Consider the following 19973-nt stretch of genomic DNA (forward strand, 5'->3'; position numbering starts at 1 on the left):
CGGGCCTGCGCGAAGGGGCACCAGATGAGCAGGCTCTTCCCCCGCACGGCCCTGTGGTCGAGGCGGTTGCGCGCGGCGCTCGCCGTCCTCGCCACCGCCGTCGCGATGTGCGGCGTCGTCCTCGCGGCCACCTCGACGCCGTCGAACGCCGCCACCTGCAACGGGTACGTCGGCCTCACCTTCGACGACGGCCCCACCGGCAGCACCGGCGCACTGCTGAACGTGCTGCGCAGCAACGGCGTACGGGCCACCATGTTCAACGTCGGGCAGAACGTCCAGAACAACCGCTCGGCCGCTCAGGCACAGGTCGCGGCCGGCATGTGGGTCGCCAACCACAGCTGGAACCACGCGCACATGACCTCGATGAGCCAGTCGCAGATGCAGTCGGACCTGTCCCAGACCAGCTCGGCGATCCAGTCGGCGACCGGCAGCCGGCCGGTGTTGTTCCGGCCTCCGTACGGGGAGACCAACTCGACGCTCCAGTCCGTCGCGTCCTCGCTCGGCATGCGGCAGGTGTTGTGGGACGTGGACTCGCAGGACTGGAACGGGGCCGGCGTCAGCCAGATCGTCGCCAACGCGAGCCGCCTGCAGGCCGGTCAGGTCATCCTCATGCACGACGGGATCCAGAACACCCGCGACGCGATCCCGCAGATCGTGGCCAACCTGACCAGCCGCAACCTGTGCCCCGGCATGATCTCACCGTCCACCGGGCGGGCCGTCGCGCCGGACGGCACGACCCCGCCGCCCGACGGCGGCACCCCACCCCCCACCGGCGGTAGCTGCACCGCGACGGCGACGACAACGAACGTCTGGGGCGACCGGTACAACACGTCGGTGACGGTCAGCGGCGCCAACACGTGGACGGTGGTGGTGGCACTGACCTCCCCGCAGCGGGTCTCCACCATCTGGAACGGCACCGCCACCTGGGACAGCAGCGGAACCGTCATGACCATGCGGTCCAACGGCAGCGGCAACACCTTCGGCTTCACCACGATGACCAACGGCAACAGCAGCGCCCGCCCGCAGATCCGCTCCTGCACCTCCGGCTGACACCGCCGGGGCGAGACGTGCGCGGCGGGTGCGCCCGGCACCCGCCGCGCACCGCGCACTCCATGACGCCGAGCGGATGCCACTAGCCTGCACGTCATGCGACACACCCTCACGCCGGGGGACGGCACCCTGCACGGCCACTTCTCCCCCGACTTCCCACCCGTGCTCACCATCGACCCGGGCGACACCGTCACCTACCGCACCCTGGACTGCTGGTGGTCGGCCGGCCCGTACCCCGGCGGACCGAACCGGGAGCGCCCCCGGGTCGCGCAGCATCGCCCCGACCACGGACACGCGTTGATCGGTCCGGTCGCCGTCCGCGGTGCGCGCGCCGGTCAAACCCTCGCGGTCCGCATCGACGCGGTCGTGCCGGCCGCCTGGGGGACCACCGTCGCCGGCGGTTGGCCGAGCGACTTCAACAAGCACTACGGCGTCGAGGAACAGCCGGTGGTGCACGCCTGGACGCTGGACCCGGTGACGATGACGGGCCGCAACCAGCACGGCCACACGGTCGCCCTGCGGCCCTTCATGGGGGTGCTCGGCATGCCACCGTCCGAGCCGGGACGTCACTCGACCATCCCACCGCGCCCCTGCGGCGGAAACCTGGACTGCAGGGACCTCACCGCCGGCAGCACCCTGTTCCTGCCGATCCCGGTGGACGGCGCGCTGTTCTCGGTCGGCGACGGGCACGCCGCACAGGGCGACGGTGAGGTCGGCGGCACCGCGATCGAGTGCCCGATGGACGAGGTGACGTTGACGCTCGACGTCCGGGACGACTTTCCGCTCAGCGGCCCGGTGGCACGCACCCCGGACGCGTGGTTGACCCTGGGCGTCGGTGCGTCCCTCGACGACGCCACGTTCACCGCACTGGACTCGATGTTGACCCTGATGCAACGTCTGCACGGGCTCAGCCGCGCGGACGCGGTGGCGCTGGCCAGCATCGCGGTCGACGTCCGGGTGACCCAGATCGTGAACCAGACCGTCGGCGCGCACGCGGTGCTGCGCGACGACGCGCTGGGCCGACCCGGGCGGTGACCACGCGTCGGCGCCGACCACGGTGGGCCGGTTCTGTCGGGGGCGGTCGCTAGCGTGTGGTCACTGTCGCCGCGCCGGCCACGTCGGGCCGGTAGCTGACCCTCGGAGGCCACCCATGTCCCAGGAGACGACCTACCTCGAACTGTCCGAAGTGGACGGTGCACACAAGTTCTACGAGGTCATCGTCGACAACGCCACGCTGACCGTGCGCTACGGCCGGATCGGCGACCAGGGGCAGGTCAAGGCGAGCGCCTACCCGGACAACGCCCGCGCCCGAGCGGCCGCGGCGAAGAAGATCGGCGAGAAGATCCGCAAGGGGTACGCGCCGGCCGTGCCGGGTGTCCGACAGAAGCGCTCCGTCTCCCGGCGGCAGATCGTCAGCACCCGCTCGACCGCACACACCGCCCCGGTGCTCTGGCGCTACGACTCCGGCGCCCCCGCCTTCGGCATCTTCGTCGACGGCGAGCACTGCATGGTCGGCAACGAGCACGGCGTGATCACCACTCTCGACCACGACGCCCGGGTGCGCAGTCAGGTGCGTCTGCCCGACGGGGTGAAGTGCATCGTCGCCGACGACGCGTGGGTCTACGCCGGCTGCGACGACGGCAACGTCTACGACCTGTCCGGCAAGGTGCCCCGGGTGGCGTACGCGATCGCTCCCGAGATCGACATCTACTGGCTGGACATCCACGACGGCGTCCTGGGTGTCTCCGACGCCGACGGCGGAATCACCGCCGTCGACCACGAGGACGAGTTCCTGTGGCGCAGGCCCGGTCGGGGGCGCTCGGCCTGGATGGTGCGGTGCGACCGCGACGCGATCTACCACGGTCATTCGCAGGGGGTGACCGGCTACGAGTGGCGCACCGGCAGCGAGTTGTGGCACACCAGGACCGGCTCGGTGCTCTTCGGCTGGCAGGAGGACGGCAGTGTGTTCGCCGGGACGAGCACCCGTGAGGTGGTACGCCTGTCCAAGTCGGGTCGCCACGAGCGCACCTATCGCTGCGACGCCCCGGTGTTCTCCTGCGCGACCGCCGAGGGCGGTCGGTACGTCTTCGCCGGCGACAGCCAGTCCTCGATTTACTGCTTCGACGCGGACGGCACCCGGTTGTGGAAGCTCGGCACCGGCTGCGGCTCGGCGTACTCGATGCAGTACCACGACGACCGCCTCTACGTCGTCACCACCGGCGGCCACCTGGCCTGCATCGACGCGAGCGAGCCGGCGATCCGCGCAGCGCAGGCCGGTGACGTGCCCGAGGTACGCGACATCAAGGCACCCCGCCAAGCCCCGCGACCGGTGCAGCCGACAGTCGTGGAGGTCACCAGTGAGCTCGGCGGTGGCGTGGTGGTGCAGTGCCTGGACGACCGGGGGCGGTTGCGGGTCCAGGTGCTCTCCGACGGCTATCGACGCGACTGGTCCGTGCAGTTCCCCAAGGGCATCCGCGAGCCGGGTGCCCGCTACCTGGTGACCGAGGTCCGCGAGTCCAGCCGTGGCGGGTTCTACCGGGCTTTCGGCGACATCCGCCGGCTGGGCTGACGCATGGTCGCGGGTGCCGTCCCGGCCGGGGGCGGCACCGCCCTCGGGCGGGCGGTGACGCGTCCGCCACGCTGGGCGGCTGGCCCGTCCGCGCCCGGCCGGGCTCGGTAGCCTGGGGCCATGATCTTCATTACCGCCAAGTTCCGCATCCTGCCGGAGCACGCCGACCAGTGGCCGCAGATCGCCGCCGAGTTCACCGAGGCGACCCGGGCCGAGCCGGGTTGCCTGTGGTTCGACTGGTCGCGCAGCGTGGACGACCCGACCGAGTACGTGCTGGTCGAGGCGTTCCGCGACGGCGATGCCGGCGGGGCGCACGTGCAGTCCGCGCACTTCCGCAAGGCCCAGGAGACGCTGCCGCCGCACCTGGCGGAGACCCCGCGCATCGTGAACGCCACTGTGCCGCAGGACGACTGGTCGCTGCTCGGCGAGATGGCCGTCCCCGAGGGCCGCTGACCGTACCCCCGCCGTCGGGTCGTCGGCGGGTCCGTCACCGACCCGCCGACAGCAGCGCCGAACCGCGGACCCGTCGTCAGCGGAGCCGGCGGGCGGTGAACCGGGCCGGCGGGTCGGCGATCACGTCCTGCGCGGCGACGAGCTGGATCTCCCGGGTGCCGGCCGCCAGTGTCGCTTCGAGCACGGCGAAGACGGACGCGATGGTGCGTTCCACCGCGATCGCGGGTGAGCCCGTCGTGCAGAGGTGTGCGAGGTACAACGCAGCGGTGACGTCGCCCCCGCCGTTCGGGTTGATCGGCAGCAGCGGTGTGGTCACCGCCCAGGCGCCCTCGTCCGAGACGGCCACCACCTCCAGCGAGCCCGGCGGCAGGTCGCCGTGCAGCACGCTGGTCACCAGGACGTGCCTCGGGCCGGTCGCGCGTACGACGTCGACGGCGTCGAGCACCTCCGCCAACGAGGTCGTCGTACGCCCGGCGAGGAAGTCGAGCTCGAACTGGTTCGGCGTGATGATGTCGGCCCGCGGCACGACGGTGTCCCGCAGGTACTCCGGAATGCCCGGGCGGACGAACATCCCGCGGCCGGTGTCGCCCATGACCGGGTCGCAGCAGTACACCGCCGCCGGGTTGAGGGCCTTGACCTTCTCGACCGCGTCGAGGATCACCGCCCCCATGGCCGGGTCGCCCTGGTAACCGGACAACACCGCGTCGGCGTCGCCGAGGGCGCCACGGTCGGCGATGCCCGCGATCACCTCGGCGACGTCGGCCGCCGCCAGCATCGGCCCGCGCCACGCGCCGTACCCGGTGTGGTTGGAGAAGTGCACGGTCAGGACCGGCCAGACCTCGTGCCCGAGCCGTTGCAGGGGAAACGCCGCCGCCGAGTTGCCCACGTGCCCGTAGGCGACCGACGACTGGATGGACAGGATCTTCACCGGCTCATCATGGCCGTCGTGGCGGGAGCCGCACGCGCGGCCCGCCGAATCTGTCGGCCGGCCCACTCGCCGCCCACCCGTCGGTGACGGCACGAGCGGGCGGCCCGGACACCGTCGTCCGGGCCGCCCGAGCGGTCGTACGGTCAGCCGCCGAGGCTCGCCGCGGCCGAGGCGATCGACGAGGCGAAGTAGCTCACCTGGGTGTAGACACCCGGGTAGTTGGGCCGGGCGCACCCGTTGCCCCAGCTGACGATGCCGACCTGGATCCAGGCGTTGTTGGCGTCGCGGCGGAACATCGGGCCACCCGAGTCACCCTGGCAGGTGTCCGTGCCGCCGCCGGCGTAGCCGGCGCAGATCTCCTGGGCGGGGATGAGGTCGCCACCGTAGTTGGCGTTGCAGACGGAGTCGCTCACGAACGGGACGGTCGCCTTGAGCAGGTACCGCTGCTGGGCGCCACCCTCGCGGGCGGCGCCCCACCCGGCGACGGTGAAGGTGCCGCTGTCGTAGGCGGTCGTGGTGGTGATCGGCAGCGTGCTCAGTCCGCTGGCCGGGCTGGCCAGTCGGATCAGCGCCCAGTCCCGGCCGGCCCCGTTGTAGCCGGGGGCCCGGTAGACGTAGTTCGACCGGACGGTGATCCGGCTGGACGACTGGAGGTCCACCACCCCGAGCGTCGCGGTGATGCTGGTGTTGGTGCCGGTCGCGCCCACGCAGTGGGCCGCGGTGAGCACCAGTCGGGGGCTGTACAGCGCCCCGCCGCAGCCCATCGAGAGTCGCACCATGAACGGGAACTCGCCCTGAGCGGCGCGGGTGCCCCCGACGACGTTCGGCGTCATGGGGTTGTCGGCCGCGGCGGCCGGCGCGGTGAGGGTGAGGCTGGCCGCGGTCACCGCGGCCAACGCGGTGGCGAACAGACCAGTGAGGGTACGCCAGCGAACCATGCATTCCTCCGCATCAGGATGGCACGCCTCGTGAGCGCACCGGCATTCGAGATAGCGGTCATCATATTGAGGGACATGGATCTAGCGGGTCATCCTCTCTGGGTCGTACCACCGGCGCTATGGATCTCGACCGGTACACGCGCGGACTCGGCCGGACATCGGGTGGACGAGCGCTGTCACCCGCCCGGAGTACCGGTGCTCTCGCGTCGGATCAGCCGGAACGGCGTCTGCACGGTCAGCGGCGCCGCCACCGCCGCACCCTCGATGCGGGCGACGAGGCGGCGCACCGCGAGACGGCCGATCTCCCTCTTGTCCGGCGCGATGGTGGTGAGGGTCGGCGTGGCGAAACGCCCCTCCTCGATGTCGTCGATCCCGACCACCGCGACGTCCTCCGGCACCCGCAGACCGGCCTCGGCCAACGTCCGCAGCGCGCCGATGGCGACGAGGTCGTTGTAGCCGAACACCGCGTCGGGTGGGTCGCCGAGGGCGAGCAGGTCACGCATCGCGCGCTTGCCGTCGAGTCGGCCGAACGCGTCGGTGCGGGCGACCAACCGGGGGCGGTACGGCAGACCGGCGGCGGTCAGCGCCTCCCGGTAGCCGCGCACCCGCAGGTGCGCCGACTGCCGGTCACCGCCGGCCGGGGCGCCGATGAACGCTATCCGTCGGCGGCCGATCGCCACGAGGTGCTGGATCGCCGCGTGACTGGCGGCGACGTTGTCGATGGCGATGTGGTCGTACGGCACGTCGGAGACACCCTCACCGATCAACACGAGCGGGGTGTCCACGGTGCGGGCCAGCACCTCCTCCCGGCCGATTCGCACCGGACTGAGGATCAGGCCGTCGATGATGTGCCGCCGGGTCCCGTCGAGGAGAGCCAACTCGGCCCCCCGGTCGGCGGCGGTGTTCTCCATGACGAGCGTGTAGCCGAGCCCGGCGGCCGCGGCGATGGCGATCTCGGCGAGTTCGGCGAAGTAGGGGTTGTTCAGCTCCGGGATGGCCAGGGCGATCAGCCCGGTACGCCCCCGTCGGAGGTGCCGGGCGCCCAGGTTGGGGCTGTACCCGAGTTCGTCGATCGCCTGCTGCACCCGTTGCCGGGTCCGCTCCCCCACCGGCCGATACCCGTTGACCACGTTCGAGACGGTCGCCAACGACACGCCGGAGTGTCGGGCGATGTCCTTGAGACTGACGCCCATCCAGCAACCCTTCACGCAGCGGAACGTCGAGCCGACGGACATCGACAAACAATGATTGACGGGAGGCCGGCTCGCCTCTATAACGTTATAGAGGCGATGACGGAAGTCAATATGCCAACCACCCTGGCGCGCGGAGAGCCCACCGACGTCCGTCTGTCGTCGACCACCACCCGATGCCCACCGCCCACGCGCTTCGGGCTTGGCTGCACCGCCCGTGGCGCACTCGCCCCCCGGAGACGGCATGACACGTCAGGTTTCCATCCGCCCCGCCCTGCCGCTGCTGCTCATCCTCGCCCTGGTCGTCGGCGTTCTCGCCGCGCCGACCCCGCCGGCGCACGCCGCGCCGGCCAAGACGCCACCCCTGACCACTCCCTGGACCAACCAGGCCCTGGTCGGCACGCCCCTGCCCGAGTACCCGCGACCACAGATGACGCGACCGGACTGGCTCAACCTCAACGGCGAGTGGCAGCTACGCCAGTCGGCCACCGACGACGCCCCGCAGTTCGGCACCGACCTGCCCGAGCGGGTCAACGTGCCCTTCCCGGTGGAGAGCGCCCTGTCCGGCATCCGGAGGGCGGCCAACGACAATCGCAACTACCTGTTCTACCGACGCACTGTCACCATCCCGGCGAACTGGTCGGGTCGCCGCACCCTGCTGCACTTCGGTGCCGTCGACTGGCAGAGCACCGTCTGGGTCAACGGCACCCGGGTCGGCGCGCACACCGGCGGCTACGACGCCTTCACCTTCGACGTGACCCCCCAGCTCACCACCGGCACGAACGAGATCGTCGTCAAGGTCTGGGATCCCACCGACACCCGCCAGAACGGCAGCCTGCCCGCCATCGGCAAGCAGACCAAGACACCCAGCGGGATCTTCTACACGCCCAGTTCGGGCATCTGGCAGACGGTGTGGCTGGAGCCGGTGCCCGCCGCCTCCATCAGCAGCGTGGACGTCTACCCGAACCTGAGCACCAACACAGTGCGGGTCCGGGTGTTCACCCGGGGCGACGTGAGCGGCCACAGCGTGCTCGCCGAGGCGCTGAACGGCAGCACGGTCGTCGGCACGGCCACCGGCGGGTTCACCGACTTCAGCGTGCCGGTGCCCAACGCCCGCCGCTGGTCACCCGACGACCCGTTCCTCTACAACCTGCGGATCAGCCTCCGCAACGCCGCGAACGCCACGGTGGACCGGACCACGCACTACTTCGGCATGCGGGAGGTCACCACCGGTCTGGTGAACGGGGTCCTGCGCCCCAAGCTCAACGGCCAGTTCGTGTTCCAGGTCGGCACCCTCGACCAGGGCTTCTGGCCGGACGGTCTCTACACCGCGCCGACCGACGCCGCCCTCGCCTTCGACCTGCAGAAGCACAAGGACCTCGGCTTCAACATGGTGCGCAAGCACATCAAGGTCGAACCGCAGCGCTGGTTCTACCACGCCGACCGGCTCGGCCTACTGGTCTGGCAGGACATCCCGTCGCTGACCGCGCAGGACGTCGACCCCACCGACGCCCAGCAGGCCCAGTTCGAGGCGGAGGCACGCGAGATCGTCGACGAGCACCGCAGCTCGCCCGCCGTGGTCGCCTACACGCCGTACAACGAGGGGTGGGGTGAGCGGTCCCTCGCCGACACCCGACGGGTCGCGCAGAACATCAAGAACCAGGACCCGACACGCCTGGTCAACCCGCACAGCGGCCACAACTGCTGCCAGTCCCTCGGCAACCCCGGCAACGGCGACATCGACGACTGGCACGTCTACCTCGGGCCCGACTCCCCCGTTCCGTCGAGCAGCCGTATCGCCGTACTCGGTGAGTTCGGTGGGCTGGGCCTGCACACCCCGGGTCACGAGTACAGCCCGAGCGGCAGCTTCTTCGCCTACGAGTGGCAGACCAGCTCGGCCGCCCTCACCGACCGGTATGTGGGGCTGGTGCAGGGCAGCCAGAACCTGATGCTCGGCAAGGGGCTCAGTGCCTCGGTGTACACCGAGATCACCGACCTGGAGGGCGAGCTGAACGGCTTCCTCACCTACGACCGGCAGGTGGTCAAGATGGATCAGGCGCGGGTGCGCGCCGCCAACACCGCCCTGATCAACGCCTCGAAGAGCATCGGCAGCTCGGCCCCCGTCGCCCTGCCGCTGAACACCAGACGGTCGTTGCAGGTCACCACGCCCGGCTACACCAACCGGTACCTGCGGCACCGCGACAGCCTCGCGTACACGGAGGTCGTCGACGCCGCGAGCTCCAGCCTGCTCAAGGCCGACGCCACGTACACCGTCCGGACCGGCCTGGCCGACGCCGGCTGCTACTCGTTCGAGTCGGTCAACTTCCCCGGCGAGTTCCTCCGCCACCAGAACTCCCGGGTCCGCAACTCGCCTGACGACGGCTCGGCGCTGATGCGTGCCGACGCCACCTGGTGCGCTCGGGTCGGACTGACCGGCTCGGGTGTGTCGCTGGAGTCGTACAACTTCCGGGGCAGGTACCTGCGTCACTACAACGCGGAGATCTGGCTCAGCAACGGCGCGGGCGGCGACGCGTACAACTCACCGGCCTCGTGGACCGCCGACAGCACCTGGAACGTCACCACCCCCTGGACGCCCTGACCCGCCCATCCGGGGGCTCGTCAGACCAGGACGTGACGCGGGGGTCTCCGGCCGGTCCGGAGGCCCCCGCGACCCGGGGTCGGCACGCGGCCCCCACTGTCGGGACCGCGACGGCAGGCCGACGTCACCCGTCGGCAGGAAGATCGTTCTCCCGGTCATGAGGGTAAGCGGCGCGTCGAATACACCGTCCGTCATGGCCGGTTGCCCGCCTCAGCCACCCCTGATCGTCGTGGCCCGTCCGGCCGGGTCGGCTGACGACAAGGACCGCCTCGCAAGTTGCATCCAGCCACGTCCACCCGGCGATTGCACCGCGCATTATGTCCCGCAATAAATAGACGTTGACCAATCTTGACTTGTGCAGCCGCTCAGCGCACCGTAAAGAGCCATAGGCAGATGCGCGCCATTATCGCCCCGACTGAACGTGGATCGTCGAATGGGGCCGCTGCCGGTTTCGCGCCGCGTGCATCAGGAGGCGTTCCATGCGGTTGAATCCGTTCGCCGGAATCTATCTCACCGATCCGGCAAGCATCTGGCGGCGCATTCTCGATGATCCCGACGGGGTGCACTACGCCGAGGATCTGGGCCTGTGGTTGATCAGCAGGCACGCCGACGTCCGGCGGGCCCTCGCCGATGTCACGACCTTCGCCAACGCTCTCACCCTCGCCCCGGTCTACGAGGTGTGCCCGGAGGCGATGAGCGTGCTCGTCCAGATCGACGCGCCACCCACGACGGCCGCCGCGGACCCGCCGGCGCACCCCCGCACCCGGCGGGCGCTCCGGGCGACCTTCGCGAACACCGCCGAGCGGGTCGAGGCCGACTACGGTGCCATCGTTCGACGCCGGGTGGACCAGCTGGTGTCCCGACTCGCCGCCCGCCAGGGCGACCAGATCGACCTGATCCCGGAGTTCGCCACCGAGCTGCCCCTCCTGGTGGTCCTGGACATCCTCGGGGTGCCCGACGCCGACATCGGACGGATCAGGAGTTGGGCCGACGGCCAGATCGCCCTGGTGTGGGGGCAGCCCGACCCGGCCGAGCAGGTACGCCTGGCGCGGGACCTGCTGGAGTTCTGGCACTACTGCCAGGACCTCGTCCAGCGACGCGTGGCCGCCGGACACGAGGGCGACGACTTCATCAGCCGCGCCCTCGCGTACCGGGACGACGACGACGCGGTCCTGACGGTGCCGGAGGTGGCGAGCCTGGCCTTCAACCTTCTGGTCGCCGGCCACGAGACCACCGCCGGGCTCCTCGCGCACGCCCTCGACCAGGCGCTGTCCACCCCGCAGCGCTGGTCGGCGTTGACCTCGGACCCGAGGGGCGTCCCCGCGTTCGTGAACGAGACGCTCCGCTTCGCGCCCGCCATCGACGGCTGGCTCCGGGTGACCACCCGGGACGTCCCAGTGGGGGCGGTGACGATTCCGGCGGGGGCGCGCTGCCTGCTGTTGATCGGAGCGGCGAACCGCGACCCCGCGGTGTTCGCCCACCCGGACCGGTTTCAGCCGGCGCGCGCCGACGTGGGGAATCACCTGGCCTTCGGCCACGGACCCCATTTCTGCATCGGAGCGGCATTGGCGAGACTGGAGGCCGAGATCGCCGTCAGCCGCCTCGCGGACGCCATTCCCGGCCTACGCCTGACGAGCGAGCAGCAACGCTCGTACAAGCCGAATGTCGCATTTCGAGCGCACCGCACGCTGCTCGCGACAATCGACGTCCGGCCGCCCGCCGACATCCCGGCCACCCGCGATGGGATGGCGGCCGAAGCGCACGCCGCGTGACATGGGCGAGCCGCCTGGCGGGTGGGGCGGGGTCGCGTTGCCCGGCGCGCGCCGCAGGCCCGGCAGGCACCCTTCCCACTGCGTTCGAGGATCGATGTCGGCGAACGTCTTCACACCCATCGCATCCTGGGTTAAGAATTGCCCTCTATGAATGTTCAGCTCATCCGCCAATCCCGATCTGGCGTCCGCTGCTGATTCCCGTAGCCACGAAGGTGAGCGCATGGAGCACACGTCCCCGTCGAGCTCTGCTCACTCCGCGGCCAGTCAGCGGTTCCGATGGGAACTGCGCGACTGCCGGGTCCGGCGGGGTCTGACCCAGCGGGCCCTGGCGGATCTGGTGCGGTTCAGCCGGGAGACCGTCGCGGCGGTCGAGTCGGGTCGCCGGTTCGGCAGTCAGGAGTTCGCGCTGCGGTGCGACGAGGTGCTCGGCACCGGCGGCCGGCTCGCGGCGCTCTGGCCGCAGGTGGCGGCCGAGCAGTTGGCGGCCGACGGTCGTCGGGGGCCACGCGACCCGCAACCGTCTCGACAGCAGCCGCCGGTGCCGCGTCAGCGTGATCGGCGCGACGCGCGTGACCCGGGCGCCGTGGTGGACGCGATCGACGAGCTGCGTGAGCTGATCGGCCAGGTGCTCAGCGCCCCGGCCGAGCCGGGTGAGTCGAGCGACGCGCAGCGACGGCAGACACCGGAGGCCGCGAAGCTGACCTCCGACCCCCACGACCAGCGCTGACCCCACGTATCCAGCACCGTCTCGCGGCGTCACCGGTTGCTGACGTTGGGTACAGATGCTGGTACGGGCAGTTTGTACCACGGCCAGGTCTGGTCTACGAGCGCGGCTTCCGGCCGAATGGGACTTGCATTCGGCAACGTGCGGATAGACCGTCATCGACGAGTCGTGGGAGTCAATCTTGGCGTCGAGCACCCGGTCCCACGCGGCCAGACCCTACCCCACCCGTCGACGCGGTTGGAAGATTGCCGGCCGGATGCGCCTCATCGTCGCGGCACCGCTCGTCGCCGTCATCGGCTTCGCCGGGCTCGCACTGACCGAGAGCGCCCGCCAGACGGCCCGTGCCAGCGACCTCCGGATCCTGGCCCAGGTCGGCGCCGAGGCCGGTGACCTCGCCTACCGCCTGCAACGCGAGCGGATCGCCGCCGCCGACCTGCTCACCTACGGCGCGCCGGAGCAGCAGGACGCATTCGCCGCGGAGATGACGGCCACCGACGACGCGGTGAGCCGCTACCGGGCGCAGCGACAGCGACTCACCGCCGACGCCGACGCCAACCGGGACCTCCTGCGCCGCATCGACGTGGCCCTGGACGGGCTCGCCCCGCTGCGCACCCAGGTACGCACGGCGACCCACGCGTCGGTGTCGGCGATGACCTTCAGCTACCGCATCGCGATCGCCGATCTGATCAACTTCCGGGAAGCCGTCTCGCACGGCGTGGTCGACGCCCGACTCGCCGACGGGATCCGCGCCGCGGCGGCGCTGTCGAAGACGGCCGAGGCGATCGGTCAGCAACAGGTCGCCGTGCTGCGGGCGGTGACCGGTGGCGAGCTGACCCCCGCCATGCAGCAGGACATCACCGCCGCCCGCACCAGCTACACCGAGTCGAGCCTGTCGTTCCTGGCCCTGGCTCCCCCCGACTGGAACAGCTGGTGGGAGCAGGCCGGCACCGGCAAGGAGGCACTCACCCTGCAACGGATGCAGGACGAGGTGTCCCGGGCCCAGCCCGGATCCCGGTTGCAGCTGGAGACCGCCGCCTGGGTGTCCACCACGCAGACCCGCGCCGCCCGACTGGCCGACCTGCGGGCACGGGTCGACACCGCGGTCCGCGACGACGTGCGGGCCGCGCACGCCGACCAGCGCCGCCGAGCCGTCGCCGAGGCCGTCGGCGTCCTCCTGGCGCTGGTCCTCACCGCCCTGGTGACCTGGGTCGTCGCCCGGCAGATCACCCGGCGCCTGCGTCGCCTGCGGGACGCGGCCAACGCGGTGGCCTTCGAGCAGCTCCCCGCGGTGGTGGCCCAGCTTCAGCAACCGGGCAGCGCCGCCGTCGACCCGGACAAGCTGGCCCGCCAACAGTCCACCACCGCCCTCGAACCGTCCAGCGACGACGAGATCGGCGAACTGGGCCAGGCGTTCAGCGCGGTCCACCAGGCCGCCGTCCGCACCGCCGCCGAGCAGGCCGTCATGCGCGCCAACACCGCCGACATCTTCATCCACCTGAGCCGCCGCGAACAACGGCTCGTCGACGCCGTCCTGGCCCAGGTCGACCTGGTCGAACGGGACGAGACCGACCCCGACCGGCTCCACCAGCTGTACACGCTGGACAACCTGGCGACCCGGATGGGGCGCATCAACGCGAGCCTGCTGGTGCTCGGCGGCGTCGGCGTCGGTCGCGTACGACAGCGCGACGTCCCCCTGCAACAGGTGCTCCAGGCCGCGCTGTCGCAGATCGAGCACTACGCGAGGATCCGGCTCGGCATGATCGACGGTGACGTCGCCGTGGCCGCCAAGACCGTCGACGAGGTCGTGCACCTGCTCGCCGAACTCATGGACAACGCGACGACGTACTCGCCACCGGGCAGTGAGACCTGGGTGAGCGGCCGGAGCCTGGGCGACCGCGTCATCGTCCAGATCAGCGACGAGGGCGTCGGCCTGTCACCCCAGCGGATGCAGCAGCTCAACGATCTGTTGGCCCGCCCACCGGCCATCGACGTGGCCGCCGTACGGGCGATGGGGCTGGTCGTCGTGGGTCAGCTGGCCCAACGGCTGGGCGCCACCGTCCAACTGCGACGCGGTCCCCGGCGCGGCACCCTCGCCGAGGCGACCCTGCCCGCGGCGATCATCAGGTCGCTGCCGCCGGAGGAGTACCTGCTCGCACCCGGGCGGCTCTCCCGGCGGGCGGCGCGCACCGCCGGCGCCCCGCCGCCGTACCAGCAGCGCCCGGAGCCCACCGCCGGACACCCACCGGCCGAGCGGACCCTGCCGGCGGCGCCGGTGTTCCGACCGGCTGCCCCACCCCCGGACCGGGGTGACGCGCCCACCGAGGAGCTCCTCATCTTCGAGCAGGTCAACCACTGGTTCCAGAGCGACGTCGTCGACGGTCACGAGACCCGGGAGTGGTCCAGCCCCGCCGACGACGCCTGGCGCACCGCCGCCCAGGCGCACTCCCCCGACGTCACCACGACCACCACGTCAGGTCTGCCCAAACGGCAGCCACAACGGCATCTCGTGCCCGGCGGCGTGACGGTGCCCCAGCAGCAACAGAGATCCGAGTACCGCGACCCGGCCCAGGTGGCCACGGCGATGGCCGCGTACGCGCGGGGTGTGGCGAACCGACGGCGCACCCCGATCAACCTCGGCAACAAATGACGCGACAGGAGAGCACGTGAGCGACCAACAGGATCTCGGCTGGCTGCTGGACAACTTCGCCGCGCGGGCCAGCGAGGTCAGCCACGCGATCGCCATCTCCAGTGACGGCCTGATGGTGGCCGCCACCCGCGACCTGCCGCCGGACCGGGCCGACCAGTTGGCCGCGACGGGCAGCGGGCTCGTCAGCCTGCTGCGCGGGGCGGCGGCCTTCTTCGACGCGGGCGCGGTGATCTCCAACGTCACGCAGCTCGAGGGCGGATTCATGTTCTCGATGGCGTTCAACGACGGTGCCTCCCTGCTGGTGCTCGCCGCACCCGAGTGCGACGTCGGCAAGGTCTCCTACGAGATGACCGAGCTGGCCAACCGCATCGGCGACGCCCTCACCCCCGCGGCCCGGGCGGCGCTCGCCCGCAGCCGCTGACAATCCGGCGCCCCCACGCCGGAGACCCCTCCCTTCCTCTGGAGAAAGACATGCCTCTCACCAACCCTCGGCGCAGCCGTGCCCTCACCGCCGCACTGCTCGCGGTCGTCCTGACCGCCGGCGCGGCCTGCGGTGACGACGCACCGGGCACGAGTGCCGGCGGCTCGATAAAGATCGGCCTGCTCGCGTCCCTGTCCGGGACGTACCAGGCCGTCGGTACGGAGATCCGCGACGGTTTCCAGCTCTACCTCGAAACCCACGACGGCAAGCTCGGCGGCCGACAGGTCGACCTGGTCGTCGCGGACGAGGGCAACGGCGCCCAGACCGCCGTCCCGGCGGCCACCAAGCTCCTCAAGCAGGACCGGGTGTCCGTGCTCACCGGCATCGTCGGCGGCGGTTCGGTCGCCGGAGTCGTCCCACTGCTCGAGGAGACCAAGGTGCCTCTCGTCGGCTCCAACGGGCGACCGGAACTCAAGGACGTCTCCCGCGTCTGGCACACCTCGTACCTGTCCGACGAGCCCGGGGCGGCGATCGCCCAGCACGTCCGGGACAACGTCAAGGGCTCGGTGTACGCGATCGGCCCGGACTACCAGGGCGGTTGGGACGAACTGCGCGGGTTCACCGACGCGTTCGGGAAGATCGGCGGCAAGCTCGCCAACGCCGACGGTAAGACGACCTTCACCCCGTTCCCGGCCACCACCAACTTCACCCCGTACTTCGCCCGCATCAAGGCGTCCGGGGCGTCGGCCGTCTTCACGTTCTACGCCGGCAGCGCCGCCGTCGACTTCGTCAAGCAGTACGCGCAGTCCGAGATCAAGGACATCCCGCTGTACGCCGCCGGATTCCTCACCGAGGGCGGTGTGCTCAACGCGCAGGGCGACGCGGCCCGGGGCATCTACTCGGTGCTCAACTACTCGCCCGACCTCGACAACGCCGAGAACCGCGCCTTCGTGGCGGCGTGGAAGGCCAAGCACGACGGTTCGCCGACGACCTACGCCCTCGCCTCGTACGACGCGGCTGCGGTGCTGGACCGGGCGATCGGCGCCGCCGGGGACGACCCGACCCCGGAGGCGATCAACACGGCCATCGGCGAACTCGGCCAGATCGCCAGCCCGCGCGGCACCTGGCAGTTCTCCACCAGCACCCACTCGCCGGTGCAGAAGTGGTACCTGCGGCAGGTCCGTCAGGACGGGCGGGCGCTGTCCAACACCGTCGTGGGTGACCTCGCGACCGTCGGCCGGTGATGGCGGTGGCGGCCGGCACGAACCGGATCGACCCGTACCTGATCCCGGCGCTGGACGGAGTCGCCTACGGGCTGCTCGTGTTCGTCGCCGCGTCCGGCCTGGTCTTCTGCTTCGGCGTCGCCAACATCCTCAACCTGGCGCACGGCATGCTCTACGCGATCGGCGGTTACACCGCCGCGGCGCTGCTCGACGGCGGTTGGGCGAGTCTGGCGTTGGCGCTGGGGGTCGGCGTGCTGGCCGCCGCCGCGGCGGGGGTGCTCCTCGCCGGCCTGCTCACACCGGTCGCCACCGGTAACCACCTGGGTCAGGCGCTGCTGACGTTCGGCGTGGCGTTGGCCGGCGGCAGCCTGCTCGTCGCCGGTTTCGGTCCCGACGACCCACAGGTCCAGGTGCCCGCCGCCCTGGAGGGCTCGGTGGTGGTCGCCGGTCACCGCTATGCCGCGTACCGGCTGGTCTTCATCGTCGTCGCGGCGGTGATCGCCGTCGCGCTCTACCTGATGGTGCGACGGACCAGGGCCGGGATGCTGGTCCGCGCGGCCGTCGACGACGCGGAGATGGTCGCCTGCCTGGGGGTGAGCCCGGCGCGGATCCGCGCCGGTGTGCTCGCCGCCGCGGGCGCGCTGGCCGGCGCGGCCGGGGTCCTGGGCGCGCCCATCATCGGCCCCGGCACGGACACCGCCGACACCGTGCTGCTGTTGTCATTGGTCGTCGTCGTCCTCGGTGGTCTCGGGTCGATGGGGGGCACCCTGCTGGCCGCGCTCGCGATCGGCGAGATCCAGACCCTGGGGGTGGCGCTGCTGCCGTCCGCCGCGCCGTTCCTGCTGTTCGCCGCCATGGCCGCGGTGCTGGCCGTGCGCGCGCGTGGCCTGGCCGGCAGGTGGAGGACGACGTGAGGCACGAGGTCATCCGGCGGGCCCGAGGCGCCATCGCGGCACTCGTCCTGGCCGGTCTGGTCGTGGCGCCCTGGGTGGTCGACGACTACACCACGGCGATCCTGGCCCGGACGCTGGCGCTGGCCCTGGTGGGGGTGAGCGTCGCCCTGCTCACCGGTGTCGCGGGCCTGCCGACCCTCGGCCAGACCGCGCCGTACGCGGCCGGCGCCTACGCGTGCGCCGTGGTCGGCAGCCACGTCTCCGACGTCGGCGTCGTGCAGCTCGCCGTCGCGGCGGGCGCCGGGGCGGTGCTGGCCGCGCTCACCGTTCCGCTCGTCGTGCACGCCCGGGGGGTGGTCGTCCTGATGATCACCCTGGCGATCGGTGAACTCGCCGTCGTCGTCCTCGGTCGGTGGCGGTCGGTGACCGGTGGCACGGACGGGTTGGCGGGCATCGCCGCGGTCCGCCCGTTCTGGGGGCTCCCGGTGCTCGCCGACGACCGGGCCCGCTACCTGTACGCCCTGGTCGTCACGGCCACGCTGGTCGGCGTGGTGCTGGTGCTGCTGCGTACCCGGGCCGGGCTGTTGCTGCGGGCGGGCCGTGACGACGAGGCGCGGCTGCGGGCCAGCGGGCACCGGGTGCCGCTACACCTGTCCGGCGCGCACGTCGCCGCCGGGGCGATCGCCGGTGCCGCCGGCTCCCTCCTGGTCGTCGCACAGCAGTACATCTCCCCCGCCGACTTCGGGTTCGACACGTCCGCGCTGCTGCTGCTCGGTGTCGTCATCGGTGGCACCGCCTCGGTGGGCGGGGCCCTGGTCGGCGCGGCGCTGGTCATCGCGGCCCGGGACTGGCTGTTCGGGCTGCTGCCCGGCCACGCGCCGCTGGTGCTGGGCCTGCTGTTCGTGGCGACCGTCTACCTGCTGCCCACCGGCGCCCACCGGGCCCGGCTCCGGCTGCGCCCGCCGGGGGCCCCGGCACACCGGCCCGCCGCCCAGCAGGCCGCCGTCCCGGAGCTGCACCGATGACCGGCCTACTCGACGCGCGGGGTGTCACCGTGCGGTACGGCTCGCTCGCCGCGCTCGACGGCGTCGACCTGTGTGTCCACGACGGCCAGCGGCACGCGTTGATCGGCCCGAACGGGGCCGGCAAGACGACCCTGCTCAACGTGATCGGCGGGTCCACGAGACCGCAGCGCGGCACGGTGAGCTTCGACGGACGCGACGTCGGTCGACTCGGGCCGGCGGCTCGCGCCCGGCGGGGCATCAACCGCATCCACCAACGTCCCGCTGTCTTCCCGACGCTCACCGCCACGGAGAACGTCGTGGTCGCGGCGCTGCCACGGGTCGTCCCACGGCGCAGCCGGTGGCCGGGCGGACGTCGCCGCGTCGCGCAGCACCGGGCGGGCACGCTGCTGGACCAGATGGGCCTCGCCGACGTCGCGGCGGTGCCCGCCGGGCACCTCGCACACGGACAACGACGCCAGTTGGAGATCGCGATGGCCCTTGCCGGTCGCCCCCGCCTGCTGCTCCTCGACGAACCGGCGGCCGGGCTGTCCGCCATCGAGGTCGGCCGCCTGACCGAGGTGCTGCGGGCGCTGCCCAGAGCGGTCGCCGTGCTCCTGGTCGAGCATCGACTGGACCTGGTGTACGCCCTCTCCGACACGGTCACCGTGCTGCGCGACGGTCGGACCCTGGCCGCGGGCACGCCGGACGAGATCCGTACCTCGCCGCTGGTGCGGCAGGCCTACGCCGACGGGGTGGCCTGATGTTGTCAGTGGATCGCCTGTGCGCCGGCTACGCCGGAGGGACCGTGCTGCACGAGGTCAGCCTGCGGGTGCGCCCCGGCAGCATCCAGGCCGTGGTGGGTCGCAACGGGGCGGGCAAGAGCACACTGGTCCACACGATCGCCGGCCTGGTGCGCGCCTCCAGTGGTCGCATCGAGGTCGGCGGGGTGCACGTCGCCGGCCGGCAACCGCACCGCATCGCCCAGTCCGGCGTCGGTCTCGTCCCGCAGGGCCGACGGGTCTTCTCCCGACTGACAGTGGCCGAGCACCTGCACCTGGCGGCCGCGCCGTGGCGGGCTCCCCGCTCCGGCGGCGAGGGTTGGACGGTGGCCCGGACCCTCGACCTGCTGCCGAGGTTGGCGGCGCGGCTGCGACACCGCGGCTGCGAACTGTCCGGCGGTGAGCAACAGATGCTCGCGATCGCCCGGGCGCTTCTCGGCCAACCACGGGTCCTCCTGCTCGACGAACCGTGTGAGGGCCTGTCGCCCGAGCTGGCGGCGCGGGTCCGTGAACTCGTCAACGGGCTCGCCGCCGACGGCTTGACCGTGCTGCTGGTGGAACAGCAGCTGCACCATGCGATCGAGATCGCGGACCGGATCGCGGTGCTGGAGTACGGCCGGGTGGTCTACGACCGACCGACCGCCGAGGCCCGCGTCGACCCGGCCCCGCTTGCGGCGATGGTGAGCGTCGCCGCCGCCCCGATGCCGCCGCCACCGAACCGATCGGCCCCTCGGCTCTGGGCCGACACCCCCACGTCACCCGACCCCTCGGAGAGGTAGACAC

At 71.7% G+C, this 19973-nt stretch carries 17 protein-coding genes; 14 read left to right on the forward strand and 3 right to left on the reverse strand.

The features are described 5' to 3' along the window. Nucleotides 1-24: 24 nt before the first annotated feature. The 4 genes from O7617_RS31390 to O7617_RS31405 all read left to right on the forward strand — a co-directional run bounded on the left by O7617_RS31390 (nt 25) and on the right by O7617_RS31405 (nt 4072). Nucleotides 25-1050, forward strand: a complete 1026-nt coding sequence (locus O7617_RS31390; RefSeq protein ID WP_282260108.1) for a polysaccharide deacetylase family protein — start codon at nt 25-27, stop codon at nt 1048-1050. Nucleotides 1051-1146: 96 nt separating this feature from the next. Further along, nucleotides 1147-2085, forward strand: coding sequence for an acetamidase/formamidase family protein (locus O7617_RS31395; RefSeq protein ID WP_282260109.1), 939 nt, complete (start codon nt 1147-1149; stop codon nt 2083-2085). A gap of 115 nt (nt 2086-2200) precedes the next feature. Next, nucleotides 2201-3619, forward strand: coding sequence for a PQQ-binding-like beta-propeller repeat protein (locus tag O7617_RS31400; protein ID WP_282260110.1), 1419 nt, complete (start codon nt 2201-2203; stop codon nt 3617-3619). 120 nt (nt 3620-3739) lie between these two features. Next, nucleotides 3740-4072 carry a putative quinol monooxygenase gene (locus O7617_RS31405; RefSeq protein WP_282260112.1) on the forward strand — a complete coding sequence of 111 codons (333 nt, stop codon included), beginning with the start codon at nt 3740-3742 and terminating at the stop codon, nt 4070-4072. 76 nt (nt 4073-4148) lie between these two features. Here the strand turns inward: O7617_RS31405 and pdxY are convergent, their stop codons facing one another. From pdxY to O7617_RS31420, 3 genes are all read right to left on the reverse strand, one after another. Further along, nucleotides 4149-5000 carry a pyridoxal kinase PdxY gene (gene pdxY, locus O7617_RS31410; RefSeq protein ID WP_282260113.1) on the reverse strand — a complete coding sequence of 284 codons (852 nt, stop codon included), beginning with the start codon at nt 4998-5000 and terminating at the stop codon, nt 4149-4151. Nucleotides 5001-5143: 143 nt separating this feature from the next. Continuing rightward, the gene (locus O7617_RS31415) at nt 5144-5938 is read right to left on the reverse strand and encodes a serine protease (RefSeq protein ID WP_282260114.1); all 795 of its coding nucleotides are present in this window, start codon (nt 5936-5938) and stop codon (nt 5144-5146) included. Nucleotides 5939-6114: 176 nt separating this feature from the next. Next, nucleotides 6115-7131, reverse strand: coding sequence for a LacI family DNA-binding transcriptional regulator (locus O7617_RS31420; RefSeq protein WP_282260115.1), 1017 nt, complete (start codon nt 7129-7131; stop codon nt 6115-6117). Between the two features lie 241 nt (nt 7132-7372). On the opposite strand from O7617_RS31420, the gene O7617_RS31425 reads away from it, so the two are divergent. The 10 genes from O7617_RS31425 (at nt 7373) to O7617_RS31470 (ending at nt 19969) form a co-directional block, all read left to right on the forward strand. Then, a complete protein-coding gene (locus tag O7617_RS31425; RefSeq protein WP_282260116.1) occupies nt 7373-9727 on the forward strand; it encodes an AbfB domain-containing protein in 2355 nt (784 codons plus the stop codon). A 479-nt stretch (nt 9728-10206) separates the two neighbouring features. Then, entirely contained in the window at nt 10207-11499 is a 1293-nt protein-coding gene (locus O7617_RS31430; protein WP_282260117.1) for a cytochrome P450, read from the forward strand. Between the two features lie 220 nt (nt 11500-11719). Continuing rightward, on the forward strand, nt 11720-12226 hold the full coding sequence (locus tag O7617_RS31435; protein ID WP_282260118.1) for a helix-turn-helix transcriptional regulator: 507 nt from the start codon (nt 11720-11722) through the stop codon (nt 12224-12226). Between the two features lie 253 nt (nt 12227-12479). Further along, nucleotides 12480-14870 carry a nitrate- and nitrite sensing domain-containing protein gene (locus tag O7617_RS31440; protein ID WP_282260120.1) on the forward strand — a complete coding sequence of 797 codons (2391 nt, stop codon included), beginning with the start codon at nt 12480-12482 and terminating at the stop codon, nt 14868-14870. 16 nt (nt 14871-14886) lie between these two features. Continuing rightward, nucleotides 14887-15291, forward strand: a complete 405-nt coding sequence (locus tag O7617_RS31445) for a roadblock/LC7 domain-containing protein (protein ID WP_088989969.1) — start codon at nt 14887-14889, stop codon at nt 15289-15291. 50 nt (nt 15292-15341) lie between these two features. Further along, a complete protein-coding gene (locus O7617_RS31450; RefSeq protein WP_282260121.1) occupies nt 15342-16535 on the forward strand; it encodes an ABC transporter substrate-binding protein in 1194 nt (397 codons plus the stop codon). Further along, on the forward strand, nt 16535-17428 hold the full coding sequence (locus O7617_RS31455; protein WP_282264928.1) for a branched-chain amino acid ABC transporter permease: 894 nt from the start codon (nt 16535-16537) through the stop codon (nt 17426-17428). The genes O7617_RS31450 and O7617_RS31455 overlap by 1 nt, the downstream gene beginning before the upstream one ends. Beyond that, nucleotides 17425-18432 (forward strand): branched-chain amino acid ABC transporter permease, encoded by a 1008-nt coding sequence (locus O7617_RS31460; RefSeq protein WP_282260122.1) that lies wholly within the window; start codon nt 17425-17427, stop codon nt 18430-18432. The genes O7617_RS31455 and O7617_RS31460 overlap by 4 nt, the downstream gene beginning before the upstream one ends. Next, nucleotides 18429-19172: an ABC transporter ATP-binding protein gene (locus O7617_RS31465; protein ID WP_282260123.1), complete on the forward strand. Its 744-nt coding sequence runs from the start codon at nt 18429-18431 to the stop codon at nt 19170-19172. The genes O7617_RS31460 and O7617_RS31465 overlap by 4 nt, the downstream gene beginning before the upstream one ends. Then, nucleotides 19172-19969 (forward strand): ABC transporter ATP-binding protein, encoded by a 798-nt coding sequence (locus tag O7617_RS31470; protein ID WP_282260125.1) that lies wholly within the window; start codon nt 19172-19174, stop codon nt 19967-19969. The genes O7617_RS31465 and O7617_RS31470 overlap by 1 nt, the downstream gene beginning before the upstream one ends. Nucleotides 19970-19973 lie beyond the last annotated feature (4 nt).

The sequence above is a fragment of the Micromonospora sp. WMMD1155 genome (genome assembly GCF_029581275.1).
Lineage (GTDB): Bacteria > Actinomycetota > Actinomycetes > Mycobacteriales > Micromonosporaceae > Micromonospora.

What these genes read in the sequence shown, in the direction of transcription:
- O7617_RS31415 (WP_282260114.1), bottom strand. Translation starts at nt 5,938, where the DNA reads ATGGTTCGCTGGCGTACCCTCACTGGTCTGTTCGCCACCGCGTTGGCC.
- O7617_RS31400 (WP_282260110.1), top strand. Translation starts at nt 2,201, where the DNA reads ATGTCCCAGGAGACGACCTACCTCGAACTGTCCGAAGTGGACGGTGCA.
- O7617_RS31430 (WP_282260117.1), top strand. Translation starts at nt 10,207, where the DNA reads ATGCGGTTGAATCCGTTCGCCGGAATCTATCTCACCGATCCGGCAAGC.
- O7617_RS31390 (WP_282260108.1), top strand. Translation starts at nt 25, where the DNA reads ATGAGCAGGCTCTTCCCCCGCACGGCCCTGTGGTCGAGGCGGTTGCGC.
- O7617_RS31470 (WP_282260125.1), top strand. Translation starts at nt 19,172, where the DNA reads ATGTTGTCAGTGGATCGCCTGTGCGCCGGCTACGCCGGAGGGACCGTG.
- O7617_RS31450 (WP_282260121.1), top strand. Translation starts at nt 15,342, where the DNA reads ATGCCTCTCACCAACCCTCGGCGCAGCCGTGCCCTCACCGCCGCACTG.
- O7617_RS31440 (WP_282260120.1), top strand. Translation starts at nt 12,480, where the DNA reads ATGCGCCTCATCGTCGCGGCACCGCTCGTCGCCGTCATCGGCTTCGCC.
- O7617_RS31455 (WP_282264928.1), top strand. Translation starts at nt 16,535, where the DNA reads ATGGCGGTGGCGGCCGGCACGAACCGGATCGACCCGTACCTGATCCCG.
- O7617_RS31465 (WP_282260123.1), top strand. Translation starts at nt 18,429, where the DNA reads ATGACCGGCCTACTCGACGCGCGGGGTGTCACCGTGCGGTACGGCTCG.
- O7617_RS31405 (WP_282260112.1), top strand. Translation starts at nt 3,740, where the DNA reads ATGATCTTCATTACCGCCAAGTTCCGCATCCTGCCGGAGCACGCCGAC.
- O7617_RS31395 (WP_282260109.1), top strand. Translation starts at nt 1,147, where the DNA reads ATGCGACACACCCTCACGCCGGGGGACGGCACCCTGCACGGCCACTTC.
- O7617_RS31425 (WP_282260116.1), top strand. Translation starts at nt 7,373, where the DNA reads ATGACACGTCAGGTTTCCATCCGCCCCGCCCTGCCGCTGCTGCTCATC.
- O7617_RS31420 (WP_282260115.1), bottom strand. Translation starts at nt 7,131, where the DNA reads ATGGGCGTCAGTCTCAAGGACATCGCCCGACACTCCGGCGTGTCGTTG.
- O7617_RS31435 (WP_282260118.1), top strand. Translation starts at nt 11,720, where the DNA reads ATGGAGCACACGTCCCCGTCGAGCTCTGCTCACTCCGCGGCCAGTCAG.